At 71.2% G+C, this 14,060-nt stretch carries 9 protein-coding genes, 1 tRNA gene and 1 pseudogene; 5 read left to right on the top strand and 6 right to left on the bottom strand.

Going from position 1 to position 14,060, the window contains the following annotated elements; translation table 11 throughout:
* Positions 1-251: 251 nt before the first annotated feature.
* The 4 genes from FREUN1FDRAFT_RS34515 to lon form a co-directional block, all read right to left on the bottom strand.
* Positions 252-327 (bottom strand) — tRNA-His (locus FREUN1FDRAFT_RS34515).
* Positions 328-506: 179 nt separating this feature from the next.
* Positions 507-1,103, bottom strand: coding sequence for an oligoribonuclease (gene orn / locus FREUN1FDRAFT_RS34510; protein ID WP_193209729.1), 597 nt, complete (start codon positions 1,101-1,103; stop codon positions 507-509).
* A 324-nt stretch (positions 1,104-1,427) separates the two neighbouring features.
* Positions 1,428-1,946, bottom strand: coding sequence for a hypothetical protein (locus FREUN1FDRAFT_RS34505; RefSeq protein ID WP_035956636.1), 519 nt, complete (start codon positions 1,944-1,946; stop codon positions 1,428-1,430).
* A 532-nt stretch (positions 1,947-2,478) separates the two neighbouring features.
* Complete coding sequence (gene lon / locus FREUN1FDRAFT_RS34500) at positions 2,479-5,013, bottom strand: endopeptidase La (RefSeq protein ID WP_006545007.1); 2,535 nt, start codon at positions 5,011-5,013, stop codon at positions 2,479-2,481.
* Positions 5,014-5,373: 360 nt separating this feature from the next.
* On the opposite strand from lon, the gene FREUN1FDRAFT_RS34495 reads away from it, so the two are divergent.
* From FREUN1FDRAFT_RS34495 to FREUN1FDRAFT_RS34475, 5 genes are all read left to right on the top strand, one after another.
* Positions 5,374-6,342, top strand: coding sequence for a pirin family protein (locus FREUN1FDRAFT_RS34495; protein WP_006545006.1), 969 nt, complete (start codon positions 5,374-5,376; stop codon positions 6,340-6,342).
* 192 nt (positions 6,343-6,534) lie between these two features.
* Positions 6,535-7,275 (top strand): Crp/Fnr family transcriptional regulator, encoded by a 741-nt coding sequence (locus tag FREUN1FDRAFT_RS34490; RefSeq protein ID WP_006545005.1) that lies wholly within the window; start codon positions 6,535-6,537, stop codon positions 7,273-7,275.
* Between the two features lie 158 nt (positions 7,276-7,433).
* Positions 7,434-8,003 carry a hypothetical protein gene (locus tag FREUN1FDRAFT_RS34485; protein WP_006545004.1) on the top strand — a complete coding sequence of 190 codons (570 nt, stop codon included), beginning with the start codon at positions 7,434-7,436 and terminating at the stop codon, positions 8,001-8,003.
* Positions 8,004-8,122: 119 nt separating this feature from the next.
* Positions 8,123-8,965, top strand: a complete 843-nt coding sequence (locus FREUN1FDRAFT_RS34480) for a HipA family kinase (protein WP_006545003.1) — start codon at positions 8,123-8,125, stop codon at positions 8,963-8,965.
* Positions 8,958-9,356: a DUF3037 domain-containing protein gene (locus tag FREUN1FDRAFT_RS34475; RefSeq protein ID WP_006545002.1), complete on the top strand. Its 399-nt coding sequence runs from the start codon at positions 8,958-8,960 to the stop codon at positions 9,354-9,356. Before FREUN1FDRAFT_RS34480 ends, FREUN1FDRAFT_RS34475 begins: the two co-directional genes overlap by 8 nt.
* Positions 9,357-9,458: 102 nt before the next feature.
* Here FREUN1FDRAFT_RS34475 and FREUN1FDRAFT_RS34470 read toward each other — a convergent pair whose 3' ends face one another.
* Together FREUN1FDRAFT_RS34470 and FREUN1FDRAFT_RS34465 are read right to left on the bottom strand one after the other, a co-directional pair.
* Positions 9,459-10,919 (bottom strand): glycoside hydrolase family 26 protein, encoded by a 1,461-nt coding sequence (locus tag FREUN1FDRAFT_RS34470; protein WP_006545001.1) that lies wholly within the window; start codon positions 10,917-10,919, stop codon positions 9,459-9,461.
* A gap of 392 nt (positions 10,920-11,311) precedes the next feature.
* Positions 11,312-14,060: pseudogene (locus FREUN1FDRAFT_RS34465) on the bottom strand (DUF3367 domain-containing protein); the annotation flags it as partial.

The following is a 14,060-nucleotide window of genomic DNA, read 5'->3' as shown; positions in this document are numbered from 1 at the left end:
CGGAGATGAGCCACGCCGCGTGGGTATGGCGCAGGGCGTGGATGCGCAGTCCCGACGGGAGGCCGGCCTGGCGACGGAGGACTTCCGCACCCGGCTGTAGAAATCGGAGTGCTGGAGACCGGCCATCGGACGGGGTGGGCGGCCATCCTCGACGAGCTTCTTGTAGACCTCTGCTCGGCGCGGCTGGCGAACTTCTCGCTGACCAACCGGTTCTACCCAGCCCATAAGGCCAGGCAGAACGGCCGCCGCTTTGGGGTGAGTGACGGGATTTGAACCCGCGACACCCGGGACCACAACCCGGTGCTCTGCCAACTGAGCTACACCCACCATGCCGGTATCAACCGGGCCCGGCCGCAACCGGGCTGAGCCATCGTACCGGTTGAACGCGCCACCGTGACGCCCGGGGTGCGTTCGACGGTGAAAAAATGCCGATCGGCGTTGATCGGTTGGGCGGCGTTGCGGCGTTGCTGCGTTCGTGCCACCTGACCTCCGGCGCCGCCGGAAGGTCAGGAGGCGCGGATCGCGGCGGCTGCGGCGCGGGCCGCCTCGGTCGTCGGGCCGGGCTGGGGCACGAAAAGGATCTCCCGGTAGTACCGCAGCTCCTCGATGCTCTCCTGGATGTCGGCGAGCGCGCGGTGACCACCGGCCTTCACCGGGGCCGCGTAGTAGGCCCGCGGGTACCAGCGCCGCGCGAGCTCCTTGATCGAGGAGACGTCGATCATGCGGTAGTGGAGGAACTCGTCCAGCTGGGGGAGATAGCGTGCGATGAAGGTGCGATCGGTCGCGATCGAGTTGCCGCACAGCGGCGCCTTGCGTGAGTCCGGCACGAAGCGACGGATGTAGGCGAGGAGCTGCTTCTCGGCCTCGTCGACCTTGAGCTCGGAGGCTCGTACCGCGGTCGTGAGCCCGGAGGCCTCGTGCATCTCCTTGACTACGGGGAGCATCTGGTCGAGCGCTGCGTCCGGCGCGCCGAGGACGAGGTCGATGCCCTCATCCAGGACGTTCAGCTCGCTGTCGGTTACCAGGCAGGCAACTTCGAGTAGCAGGTCGGAACCGGCGTCGAGGCCGGTCATCTCGCAGTCGATCCAAACCAGACGATCCATCCCGTTCACATTAGGGAATTCCGTCGCTGTCGTCACGTACGCCCCTCCACTTACCTCTACGCCCCAGCCTGCCTGCGCCGCGCAGGCGAGTGCCGCACCTGCGCGGTGCCGGGCAGCCGGCAGTCGGGCCGTCGGCGCATCGCGGGCGAGCCTGGCCACACCATGACACTGTGCGCACACCGCGCGGTGACCGGGTGCCACCCGGTTCTGGCCTGGCCGGGCTGTCCATACTCGCCGCGCGGCGGTGCCGTTGCCAGGGGAGAGCCGGTCCGGCGCATCCCGGCAGGCACGGCCGGCCAGGTCCGTGTCGGCCAGGTCTGCCGGTCAGGTCGGCTGGTGCCTTGGCGTGGCGGCGGCGTTTTGGATCCGGAAGCGGATGGTGGCGGGCGCGATCCCCGGGTTCGTGGCGGCGGCCCTGAGCGTGTAGAGGCCGTCGTCGACGTCGCTGGTGAGCCAGCCGCCCGGATGCGGGTTGAACAGGTAGGGAGCGGTCTGCGCGTCGAGGGTGTAGGAGTAGTCGCCCGGCCCGGTCAGGGTGTACCTGATCCCGCCGACCTGGCCTGTGGTGCTGAGCGTGATCCGCTGGAAGCCTTGAATGATCGTGCCTTCGGCCACTCCCTCGAACCGCGTGAGAGTGCCCGGCGGCGCGCTCGTCGGAGCCATGATCATCCCGGTTTGGGCCGGCTGCGAGCTGGCCGGAGTTGTCTGCTGTGCGGCAAGGTCATCGGCGGCCTCGGATGCCCTGGACGCGTCGTGCTGGAACTGCACGACCAGCACGGGCATCAGGACGAGGGCGGAGAGGAACAACGCCAAACCAAGCCAGCCTCGCCGAAAGGCGTCCACGTGGGCGCACCCTTCGTCACGGCCTGCGTAGAGACGCCAACTCTAGCCCGCCGGCCCGTACCACCCGCACTCGGGCCCGATCACTGCCCGGGCCCGATCGGCCCGCCGCCAGATCAGCGTGGTCGCCGACCCGGTGGACGGGTCGGGGTGCGCCCCGGCCCGCGATTGTCCCGCGGGCGCTGACGGCCCCGTAGTCGACTCACTGCCAGGATGCGCTCCTGTGCGACGCGCTCCTGCCGAAGACACCGGCCACGATCCACACCCCGAAGGTAGCTGCCCGAGCGCCGTTTCGTGGGTGGCGTCACAAGGTGTTAACCGAACGCCCGGCGTGTCGCTGATGTCGGGCGTTGCGCCCCACCGGTTCCTGCGGCGTGCCGTTGTTGCTGCTGGACACCGACAGACAACGTGACACCGGTGTTCACCAGCTGCTCTGCGTGACCTGGCCCAACCGGCGCCGCGGCACCTTCCAGACCCCCTGCGGGGGGGCCTGTTCAGGTGCCGCGGCGGCCGAACCCCCTGCGGGGGCGCCGATTCAGGCGGCCAGGGCGGTCCTGGAGCGCTCGGCCTCGAAGGCCGGTTCCAGCGCGAGCTCCAGCACCTCGCGGACGTCCGCGACCAGGTGCACCGTGAGCGCCTCCCGCACGGCGGCCGGGACGTCGTCCAGGTCGGGCCCGTTGCGGGCGGGCAGCAGCACGGTGGTGATGCCGGCCCGGTGCGCGGCGAGCAGCTTCTGCTTCACCCCACCAATGGGCAGCACCCGCCCGGTGAGCGAGACCTCGCCGGTCATGGCGACGTCCGCGCGCACCGGCCGCCCGGACAGCAGCGACGCGAGCGCGGTGGTCATGGTGACACCGGCACTCGGGCCGTCCTTGGGCACCGCACCGGCCGGGACGTGCAGGTGGATCCCGCGGTCACGCAGGTCCCCGACCGGCAGCTCCAGCTCCACCCCCCTCGAGCGCAGGTAGGACAGCGCGATCTGCGCCGACTCCTTCATGACGTCGCCGAGCTGGCCGGTGAGCGTCAGACCGCTCGCACCCGTCTCCGGGTCGGCCAGGGACGCCTCGACGAACAGGACGTCCCCGCCGGCGCCGGTGACCGCGAGACCGGTCGCCACCCCGGGCAGCGCGGTGCGCTCCGCGGACTCCGGAGTGTGCCGCGGACGGCCCAGGTAGCCGGTGAGATCACCGACGCCGACGGTGACCGGCAGCGTTGTCTCGCCCAGCGCGACCTTGGCGACCACCTTGCGCAGCACCCGCGCGGTCGCCCGCTCCAGGTCCCGCACGCCCGCCTCGCGGGTGTACTCGCCGGCCAGCTGCCGCAGGGCGTCGTCGTCGACGGTGACGTCCGCCGGGGTGAGCCCGGCCCGCTCGATCTGCCGGGGCAGCAGGTGGTCGCGGGCGATGGTGACCTTCTCCTCCTCGGTGTAGCCGTCGAGCAGGATCAGTTCCATCCGGTCGAGCAGCGGCGCGGGGATCGCCTCCAGCACGTTCGCGGTCGCCAGGAACAGCACGTCCGACAGGTCGAGCTCGACCTCCAGGTAGTGGTCGCGGAAGGTGTGGTTCTGCGCCGGATCGAGCACCTCCAGCAACGCCGCCGTGGGGTCGCCGCGGTAGTCGGAGCCGACCTTGTCGACCTCGTCGAGCAGGATCACCGGGTTCATCGAGCCGGCGTCGCGGATCGCCCGCACGATCCGCCCCGGCTGCGCGCCCACGTAGGTGCGCCGGTGACCGCGGATCTCCGCCTCGTCTCGGACGCCGCCGAGCGCCACCCGGGCGAACCTGCGGCCCATCGCGCGGGCCACCGACTCACCCAGCGACGTCTTGCCGACCCCGGGCGGACCGGCCAGGGCGAGCACCGCCCCGCTGCGCCGCCCGCCGACGACACCGAGCCCCGCGTCGGCCCGGCGACGGCGGACCGCCAGGTACTCCACGATCCGGTCCTTGACGTCCGCCAGGCCCGCGTGGTCGGCGTCGAGCACGGCACGCGCCGCGGTGATGTCGTAGGTGTCCTCGGCGTGCTCGTTCCAGGGCAGCTCCAGGACGGTGTCGAGCCAGGTGCGGATCCAGCCGCCCTCGGGGGACTGCTCGGACGTCCGCTCCAGCTTGTCGACCTCCTTCAACGCCGCCGCGCGGACCTTCTCCGGCAGCTCGGCGGCCTCGACCCGGGCCCGGTAGTCCTCCTTGTCCCTGTCGGCGGACTCGGAGGTTCCGTCCAGCTCGGCGAGCTCCTTGCGCACGGCGTCGAGCTGGCGCCGCAGCAGGAACTCGCGCTGCTGACGGTCCACCCCCTCCTGGACGTCCCGCCGGATGGTCTCGGCGACGTCCACCTCGGCGGCGTGCTCCCGCGTCCACGGGATGAGCTTCGCCAGCCGGGCGGTGACGTCCAGGGTGCGCAGCAGCTCCAGCTTCCGCTCCGTCGACAGGTAGGACGAGTAGCCGGCGGTGTCGGCGAGGGTGCTCGGGTTCTCCAGTGCCGCCACGGTGTCGGCGACCTGGTCGATGCCCCGGGTGCGCAGCAGGCCGGTGACCAGCGTGCGGTATTCGAGCGCGAGCTCGACGAGGCGGGCGACGGCACCGTCGGCGTCGTCATGCCCGCTGCGCAGCGGGGCGCTCAGGGTGCCGGTGAAGCCGGCGGGCACGGCCGACTCGAGGATCGTCGCCTCGACCCAGATGACCTCGACGCCGCTGCCGTCGCCGTCGATGGCGACGTCACCGCTGCCGGCGACGCTGCCGCTGTCAGCCGTCAGCTGGGCGCGGGAGCTGGCCCGGACGACCGCGGCCGCCTCACCGTTCGGCAGCCGCCCGATCTGTTCGACGACGGCCACCACGCCGACGTCGGCGCGGACCCCGTCCACCCGCGGGACCAGCAGGAGCTCGGGCCGGCGCTGATCGGAGCGGCTGCTGATGCCGGGCGCGCGCGGCTCCGGCACGAAGCCGGGTCGGCCGGCCCGGGCCGCGTCCACGACGGCGCGGGTCCGGGCGTCCGACAGGTCGAGCGGAACCACCATGCCGGGCAGGAGCACAGTGTCGTCCAGTGGCAGCAGCGGCAGGAGCCTGGTCTGTGACATACGACCTTCATCCCTCGATTGGAGCGTTCATGACCCACGAACCTTGAGTACGAACCACTCAAGCTATTGGAGTCGCTGGTTGTTCCCGAGTCCGATCGCTCTGAGCGAACCGTGGTCGGGTCCTGTTCCCGTGGCGTTCGCGCCGCGTTCGGCGAGATCGTCGGCCCTGGCCGGAGGGATCGGCATCCGCCGGCCGGCAACGCCGCGGGAAGGCGCCGGGGCCCCGGCCGGTTACAGGCCACGTGGTTGCGTCAGCAACTGTGGGGGCCCCGGTGGAACCGGCCATGCCGGCTCGGACGGGCTCCCCGCGGGACCTAGCGGAACCCGACGAGATGATCAGCACGATCCCTGGAGGTCACCATGCCAGCCGTCACCGCCGACACCCTCACCCTGCCGAGGCTGTCCGCGCCGGGGCTCGGCGATGTCGAGCGGCCCGTCAAGAAGGTCGTGACCGCCCCGACCGGTTTCGAGGGGGAGGGCTTCCCGGTCCGCCGGATGTTCGCCGGGGTGAGCCTCGCCGACCGTGACCCGTTCGTCCACGCTGACCAGATGGGCGAGGTCGACTACGCCGCCGGTGAGCCCAAGGGCACCCCCTGGCACCCGCACCGCGGTTTCGAGACCGTCACCTACATGATCGACGGCACCTTCCAACACCAGGACTCCCACGGCGGCGGTGGTCTGATCACCGACGGCGCGACCCAGTGGATGACGGCGGGGTCGGGCATCCTGCACATCGAGACGCCGCCCGAGGCGCTCGTCGTCAGCGGTGGTCTTTTCCACGGTGTGCAGCTGTGGGTCAACCTGCCGGCCAAGGACAAGTTCAGCCCGCCCCGCTACCAGAGCATCGAAGGCGAGCAGGTCTCGCTGGTCGCCTCGCCGGACGGCGGGAGCCTGGTCCGGATCATCGCCGGTGACGTGGGTGGTTTCCGTGGCCCCGGATCGACGCACACGCCGATCGCCGTGGTGCACACGACCGTCAGCCCGGGAGCGCGCGTCAGCGTCCCGTGGAACCCGGAGTACAACGCACTGGTCTACGTGCTGGCGGGGGAGGGCACCGTCGGCGCCAAGGACACCCCCGTGCAGCTCGGTCAGACGGCGGTGCTCGGCGCGGGGGACCGCATCAGCCTCGCGGCGGGCCCGCGCCAGGACGGCGACACCCCGAACCTGGAGGTACTGCTGCTCGGCGGCCGGCCGATCCGGGAGCGGGTGGAGATGTACGGGCCGTTCGTGATGAACACGCGGGCCGAGCTCCAGCAGGCGGTCGAGGACTACCAGGCGGGACGGCTCGGCGTCATCCCGGAGAACGCGCTGATGCCGCACCGCGTCTGATCCGGCCGCACCGCGTCTGATCCGGCCGCACCACGCCTGATCCGGCCGAGCCGCGGGCCGGATTCGGGCCGGCGCGGGTGTGATCGTGGCTTGCTGCACCCAAACCTTCACCCCCGGGCGCGGACGTGGTGATATCAACCGTTACGGTGGGCGGCTGCCCGGAGTGCGATCGGTGAGGTGAAGGAGCGGGTGATGGTTCCGGTGGTGGGCCCGGCTGGGCCGGACCGCCAGCGTCCGCGTCGTATGGACTGGCCGGCGAACAGCCTGCTCGGCATGTTGGCCGAGCCGACCCGTGCGGAGTTCGTCGCGCTCGGCAGTTACCGGGAGTTCGCCAGCGACGAGGTTCTGCTGCGGGAGGGTGACGCCACCAGCTTCGTCGTCCTCCTGCTCAGCGGCTGGGTCAAGGTCACCGCGACCACCGAGAACGGTGGCTTCGCGCTGCTGGCCATCCGGCACGGCGGTGACCTCGTCGGTGAGCAGGCCGGGCTGGACGGGGAGCCCCGTTCCGCGACGGTCACCGCGGCCGGAGCCGTCCTCGCGAAGGTCGTGTCGTTGGAGGCCTTCCTGGCCTTTCTGCGGGCGCACCCGGATGCGAACAGACCCGTGCTGCAGTCGGTGAGCGCCAAGCTGCGCAACTCGACCCGGCGGCGGGTCGAGTTCAGCGGGTGCACGGTCGCGATGCGGCTGGCCCGGGTCGTCTGCGAGCTGGAGCGTTCCTACGGCGCCGGCGCGCCGGACGGCACGGGCCGCCGGGTGCAGATCGCGCTCACCCAGCCGGAGCTCGCCGCGCTGGTCGGAGCCGCGGAGCCCACCGTGCACAAGGTGCTGCGCGAGCTGCGCCAGCAGGGCATCGTGGACACCCGTTACCGGGCGATCGTGATCCGTGACATGGACGCGCTCTACCAGGCAGCCGGAATCACCCGGGACCCGTGAACCCGCGGCCGCTACGCGATGTGAGGCCACTGCGTTGTCCGGTCGACACTGTGGGCGCAAACCCGTCACATGAGGATGTGTTCGGCGTGCCACCGGTGATTCGGTGTTCCGTAGATGAACGGTAAATTCCGCTGGAACGTCGCCATCGGAGGCTGAGCGTGAACGAAGTGGTTCCCGGCATCCGGCGCCTGTGCATTGCCGTCGCCGCGGACAGGTCGCTGGGAGGGATTCTCGACGAGGCCTGCCTTGCCGCCGATGTCCAGTGCGCACACTGGATTGCCCGGCCCGAAGGCGATGAGTTCGCGGTTTTTCCGCCCGGAATCGACGAGGTGCGGGTCGTCGGCGATCTCGTCCGTGGGCTGCGGCTCACGGTCGGCCGGATGAATGCGGGTGCCGTGGCACGAACGCGGCTTCGGGTGGCGCTGCACCAGGGAATCACCCGATGTGACGAGCGAGGGTACGGCGGGCGCGCGGTCGAGAAGGCCTGCGGCCTGCGTGACGCCGACATCGTCGAGCGCGAGCTCGCGGAAAATCCGCACGCTGATTTCGCGCTCATCATCTCCGCCGAGCTGTTCGACGACGTGGTCGGCGACGACGGCGCGGAAGGCCTCGACCTCACCGCCTTCCGGCAGGTGGTCGTGCCCGGTTCGGGTTTCCTCGCGTGGGTGTCGACGTCCGCGGCCCTTCCGCTCCCGCTCACATTTCCGGCGGCCGCCGGCCCGCGGTAGCGTCGCCAGCCCAGCCCAGCCCAGCCCAGCCGGCGCCGGCTCCGTCTCCGTCTCCGTCTCCGTGTTCGTTCCGCGCTCGTGTCCGTGCCCCGCTCCGTCCGGTCCCGTGGCCGGCGGGCATGCTGGGGGATGTGCTCCGTCATGTTCGCGCCGTTCGCTATGCCACACCGCTGCGGGAGGGAGGCAGCCTTCCCGGGCTGATGGAGGGCGACGACCTCGGCACCTGGGTGGTCAAGTTCACCGGCGCGGGCCAGGGCCCGAAGTCGCTGGTGGCGGAGGTCGTCGTCGGTGAGCTCGCCCGCCGCCTCGGCTTCGCGGTACCCGAGCTCGTGGTCATCGACGTCGATCCGGATCTGGGCCGCACCGAGCCGGACCAGGAGGTCCAGGAACTGCTCCGAGCGAGCCCCGGCAGCAACCTCGGCATGGACTACCTGCCCGGGTCGATCACCTACGACCCGCTCGCGTTCGCCGTCGAGCCGTCGCTCGCCGCCCGCGTGATCTGGCTCGACGCGTTCACCCTGAACGTCGACAGGTCGTGGCGGAATCCGAACCTGCTGGTGTGGGGCGGCCGCCTGTGGCTGATCGACCATGGAGCCGCGCTGTATCCGCACCATGACTGGGCTGGCATCGAGGCGGCGGTGGACCGCGCCGCGCCCGGCTTCACCGACCACGTCCTGCTTCCGGTGCTCGGCGCGGACGCGCCGGAGCTGCTCTCGGCCGCGGATGCCCAGCTCGCGCCCGCGGTCACCGCCGGCCTGCTCGCCGATGCCGTCGGCCTGGTGCCGGGAGAGTGGGCGGACGCCCCGGGCTCGGCCTACGTCGACTGGTTGCTCGCCCGGGTCTCCGGGCGCCGCCCCTGGCTCGCGGAGCTGCTGGTCCCGGCCCCGTCGACCGTCCCGGACCGCTCGGCGGGCACCCGCGGCGGACGTCCCGACTGGCTGCGCGGAGGCCTGGGTGCCTGACCTTTTCGAGTACGCGATGGTCCGGGTGATGCCCCGGGTGGACCGGGGCGAGTGTGTCAACGTCGGGGTGCTGCTGTGGTGCCAGGCGGCGAACTATCTCGGGTCGCGGTGCCTGGTCGATCGAGCACGCCTGGTCTGCCTCGATCCGTTTGTGGATCTCGACGCGGTGGCCGCGCACCTCACGGCGTTGCGGAAGGTCTGTGCGGGCGGCCCGGACGCCGGCCCCGCCGCGCGGCTTTCCGGCGGGGAGCGGTTCAGGTGGTTGACCGCTCCCCGCAGCACGGTGGTGCAGACCTCACCGGTCCACACCGGCTTCACCGACGATCCCCCGGCGGAGCTGGACCGGCTGGTCGAGCTGCTGGTGGCTCCTCCGGGTCCGATCGTCCCCTGACGGGAGGCGACGTCTGACGGGAGGCGACGTCCGACGGAAGGCGACGTCGCTCGCGGGTCCCCCACGTTCCCGCGAGCGACGCGCCGCTCCGAGGGCCTCCCGCTAGGGGCTGCTCCACAGATCGGTGTAGAGCAGTGCGGCGGCGTTGTTGATGAACAGGCAGTGATCATCAGTGGGGCGATACAGGTTCGAGCCGACGTTCGGTGGCTCGCAGGTGCTGTAGTAGTTCTCGTAGTACAGGCCCTGCCCGGCGCGCTGCTCCATCCAGTCACGCATGAACCGGATGTAGTTGGGGTTGTCCCCGGCGCCGTTCTCGTCGCGCCCGCTCACCACTCCCCACTCCCCGATGCCGAAGAGCTTGTTGTGGGCGCGGGCGAAGTTGTACAGCCAGGTGACTCCACCGATGGCGTTGGCCTGGTTGTTGAACTCCGCCTGGGTCCGTGACGGCGGGTAGTGGTCGTAGGCGTCGATTCCGATGATGTCCACCCAGTTGTCACCGGGGTAGAGGTCGAGCGGGTTGTGGCTGGGTGGGTTCTGCGAGTAGTGCGCGTTGATGGTCCAGTCGAGCAGCGGATCCGGATCGGACGTCGCGTTGATCGAGTCGGCGATGTGCCGCCAGCAGCCGATGTAGGCCGACGGGTTGGTTCCGGACCACTGGTACCAGTCGCCGTTCGCCTCCCAGGCGATCCGGATGATCGAGTTCTGCCTTCCGGTGGTGTTGAGAGTCTGTCCGAAGGTGCGCCAGTAGCCGTCATAGGCGCCCGCGGCACAGGCCGTGAGTGTGCTCCCCGAGTTCTCGGGGAAGGGAGGTACCGAGATGACGAGACGGCCCGGCCAGTTGGCGAAGTTGGCCTGGGTCCAGGACGGCTGGACGATGTTCTGCCAGTTGTTCCGGCTGACGAACACATGGGCGAGGTCGCAGGGGCTTCCCCGGCGGTCGCAGAAGGCGTCGACGTTTGCCGCGTTCTGGATGGGATCGCCGTTCGCCCCGGAGAACCACGGCTGACCGGACCGGTTGCCGGGGTTCCCGCCGCTTTGCTCGACGAAGACCTGTGCCCGGTCGAACGTGATCTGAATTCCCCCCGACGCCGGTTCGCGCCAGCCGACGTTCACCAGTACCGCGGTGTGGATGCCGGGATTGAGGAGGGCGGACTGGTAGATGCGGGCCACCGAGGGCGTGGCGGAGTAGGTGTTGACCGCGGTCGGCGTCCCGCCGTCGACGCTGATGGTCGCGATGCCTCCGTTGGGCGCGAGCACGCCGTAGATGTCGACCTGCGTGCCGGAGAAACGGAGTATCGCGCCGCTGTAGGCGTCGGTCGTACGGGTGTAACGCCCGTTGGGTGTGCTCGGCGAGCAGCCCGCGCAGGCCGTCCAGTCGCCGAAATAGCTGATCTGGGAGACCCCGGAGCCGACGGCGTTGTCCTCGATGACGACGCTGGGCACCGGCACCGCCTGCGCGCCGAGGTCGGCGATGGTCGTGCCCGCCAGCAGGACCGGCACGAGGACCGCGAGGCGCAGCAGCGCAGTGCGCCGCCTCGACCGCCGCCGTCGCCGACCAGCCATGGCGTGCGCGCCGTGTTGACCGCCGGCACCGTGTCGACCGCCGGCGTGGATGTTTTCACTCGCGAAGCTGTGCTCCCCCCCGCTGTGCCTGCCCACGCTCTGCTTGCCCGCGCCGTGTGGCCTGGCCGGCCGGATCCGCCAGGTCGCGGATCGTCGATGCCGACCGTGCCGACCGTGCGTCGGGCTGTTTTCGCCGGAGTCGGTTGCCTCCTCAGGCGAAATCCCCCGATCCGAAGTGGTTTCTTGTGGCACCCCCGCGCCTCATCCCTTCGTCAGGACCCGTGGTCGGTCGCACTCGTCGACCAGGAGCCGCTCGTAGCAGATGACGCAGCGATGCTATACGGAGGGTAACCGAAAGTTACTCTCCGCAACCTTTGAGTCGGAGATTCGGCCTACCGTGCCGGACTTGTGTCCGCGGGGGCGGACGCTGCCGGTCGCTGGCGGCGTCGCGCCGCGAGGGTGATGACCGTCTCGGCGGCCAGCAACAGGACGGCGAGCCAGGAGATCGCGGCGACCTTGTGGAACGCGGCCACCCAGGACCCGTTCGACGGGAGGTCGAAACGGCCCTGTGCCTGCAGCACGTAGAGCGCGCTGACCGCCAGGCACACCACGGGCGCCAGACGCAGCACGATCCGGGCTCGGGGCACCCGTGCCGCGGCGGCCGTGCACAGCGCGACGATCAGACCGACCAGCGGATTGACCAGCACCACGCTCGCCGCGCCGAGCACCAGCGCCAGAATCACGGTCGACCGCCCGGAGACGACCGGTACCGCGCCCCGCCACGGTTCGGCGGTCGGCAGCTCGGCCAGGTGGGCGGCGCCCGGACCGGGTCGGCCCGAGCCTGGCAGGTTCGCCGCGCCCGGTACCGCGGGCAGGCCCAGGTCGCGCCAGGTCCGCCCGCGGCGGCGCCGGTAGGTGCCGGCGATCAGCACCGCGAGGCTCAGCACCCCGGTGACGACCGAAAGCTTCAGCGCGAGGCCGACCACGTGCTGCGGCGCCCAGTCGATGGCGACGCTGAAGCTGCCGCTCGTCGGGTCGACCCGCCAGCCGTTGGCGTAGGCGTCCACCAGCCGGGGCTTGCCGAGGTCCTGGCCGTCGGCCTTCGCCGTCCAGCCGGGGGACTGGCTCTCGCCCAGCACCAGCCAGAACGGCTTGCCCGGTGTCGCCCCGGTGACGTCCACCTGGAACGACGTGTCGCTGGTCGCCTTGACCTTCAGCGTGGGCAGGGACGCGCCGCCGCCGCTGCCCATACCGGTGGTCGCGGTGGTCGCGGTTGCGGTCGTCGGGGTTCCGCCGGTGGTGATCGCGGCGGCGTCCGTGCTGTCGCCCGTGGCGTCGAGCCATGCGCCACCGCCGGCCTCGGAGGCGAGCAGCAGCCGGTCGATGTCGATGCCGGTCACGGCACCGTTCGCGGTGCGTATCACGTGGTCGCCGGCGCTGAGAGCCACCGGCGTCCCGCAGGCGCGCAGCGAGAGGCCGTCGCGGCCGCTGGCGTCCTTGATCGTGCCGGTGACCTGGACCCCGATCGGTGCGCCGTCGATGGTCAGCAGATCGGTGCGACACGGCGCGGGAATGTCCTGCGCGCCGGCGGCGACGAACCCGGCGCCGTCCGAGCCGGCGGTGCTCGCCGGGACCGCGTTGATCGTGTCGCCCGCGGCGGTGGCGGTGGCCCCCGTGGAGCCGGCGGCGCCGGGTGCCGTGGTGGCCGCCTCGTTGCGGCCGGTCCCGCCGGCGGTGCCGTCAAGCCCCGGGACGGACAGCTCCGCGATACCCACCGGCAGGTTGGTGATCGCGCCGCTGATCGTGTCCGTGCTGGTGACCGTGCGGACGTCGTCGACGACGAACCGGATGGTGTTACCGGTGACAGCCGGGAAGCTCAGGCTCACGGTCTGGGTGGCGTCCCGGGTCTGGGAGGTCACCTTGGTGTCGTTGATCGGCGGGACGGTCACGGCACCGACCCGGCGCCCGTCGACCACAATGCCGATCTTCGTCGGCACCGAGTGCCGCCCGTCGGCCACGACCGTCAGGTTCATCGTGGAGAACGTGACCGGCGTCGGCGCGGCGATCTGCAGCCAGGTCCCGACCTGCTCCCCGAGGCCCGGGCTCCACGCCGTGGTGGCGTTCCCGTCGAACGCACTCGACGCGCGCGCGTCGAGGTCACCCGGCAGCCGGCCGGACGAGGACGCCATCGGCGCCGCCGCGGCGCGGCCCAGCGTCGCGTCGATGAGCTGGTCCGGCGCGTAGGCGGAGATCCGGGCCGTGCCGGTGACCGCGAATGTGCGCGCCGTGGGCAGGTTGAACGTGCGCTTGATCGTCGACTCGGGGTCCATGCGGAACGGTTCCGCCGGGTTGGCGCGGTCACGCGACATCTGCAGGCTCAGCCGGTGTTCCAGCGAGTCCGCGCCGGCGGCGTCGAGGGTGTCGGTGGGCAGGCGCAGCACCTCGTCCGCGGTGAGCGGCCTGCCGTCCGGGCCCGGGATCTCCACCTCGGCCAGGCCCACCCCGGACAGGCCGTCGTAGGTGCGCTGCTCGCCGTAGTTCGTGGCGTCGACGTGCACCCGCAGGTTGGTGAAGGTCCGGGACGGGAAGTCGATGACCTGGCCCAGCTCGGTGCGGGAGGAGTCCCGCAGGTCGACGGTGACGGGGGAGCCGCCGTCGAAGGTCAGCGTGACGCGGGTGATCCACCGGTTGCGCGGGCCGTTGATCGGCTGCACGAGCCGGATGTGGTCGGCGGTCGTCGCCTTCGTGAGCTGTACCTGCCAGGCGGCGCCGGTCGGGTCGGTGAACGCCCCCACCCGCCAGGCGGACTTCATGTCGCCGTCGATCGCCTGGGTCGGCCGGTCGGCGACACCGTAGGAGAACGTGTTGCCGTAGTCGGTGGCCCGCACGTTCGCGACCTGCGCCGCGGAGCCCGGCGGGGACGTCTGCATGATCGTCTCGGACGCGTGCCCGGCGTCGGGGAAGAGCACCAGCCGGTTGTCGTTCGGATCCTTGGTCAGTGGCGTGACGCCTGGCTGCTCGACATACCCGAAGTTCTCGCGGATGCCCGTCCACCGCTCGGCCCGCAGCCGGTTGGTGTCGCTGACGAGCAGCTCCGCGCCGTCGTTGAGGGCCTGGCGCATCTTGTCGGGGTCGGAGACG

The organism is Parafrankia sp. EUN1f, from assembly GCF_000177675.1.
Taxonomy (GTDB): domain Bacteria; phylum Actinomycetota; class Actinomycetes; order Frankiales; family Frankiaceae; genus Parafrankia.
Note: the sequence above shows the minus strand (reverse complement) of the source record. Positions and strands in the feature narration are given on the sequence as shown.

Excerpts from the sequence above, each read along its gene's own strand:
- orn (WP_193209729.1), bottom strand. The coding sequence starts at position 1,103 with ATGGATCGTCTGGTTTGGATCGACTGCGAGATGACCGGCCTCGACGCC.
- lon (WP_006545007.1), bottom strand. The coding sequence starts at position 5,013 with ATGTCACAGACCAGGCTCCTGCCGCTGCTGCCACTGGACGACACTGTG.
- FREUN1FDRAFT_RS34495 (WP_006545006.1), top strand. The coding sequence starts at position 5,374 with ATGCCAGCCGTCACCGCCGACACCCTCACCCTGCCGAGGCTGTCCGCG.
- FREUN1FDRAFT_RS34490 (WP_006545005.1), top strand. The coding sequence starts at position 6,535 with ATGGTTCCGGTGGTGGGCCCGGCTGGGCCGGACCGCCAGCGTCCGCGT.
- FREUN1FDRAFT_RS34480 (WP_006545003.1), top strand. The coding sequence starts at position 8,123 with ATGCTGGGGGATGTGCTCCGTCATGTTCGCGCCGTTCGCTATGCCACA.
- FREUN1FDRAFT_RS34470 (WP_006545001.1), bottom strand. The coding sequence starts at position 10,919 with ATGGCTGGTCGGCGACGGCGGCGGTCGAGGCGGCGCACTGCGCTGCTG.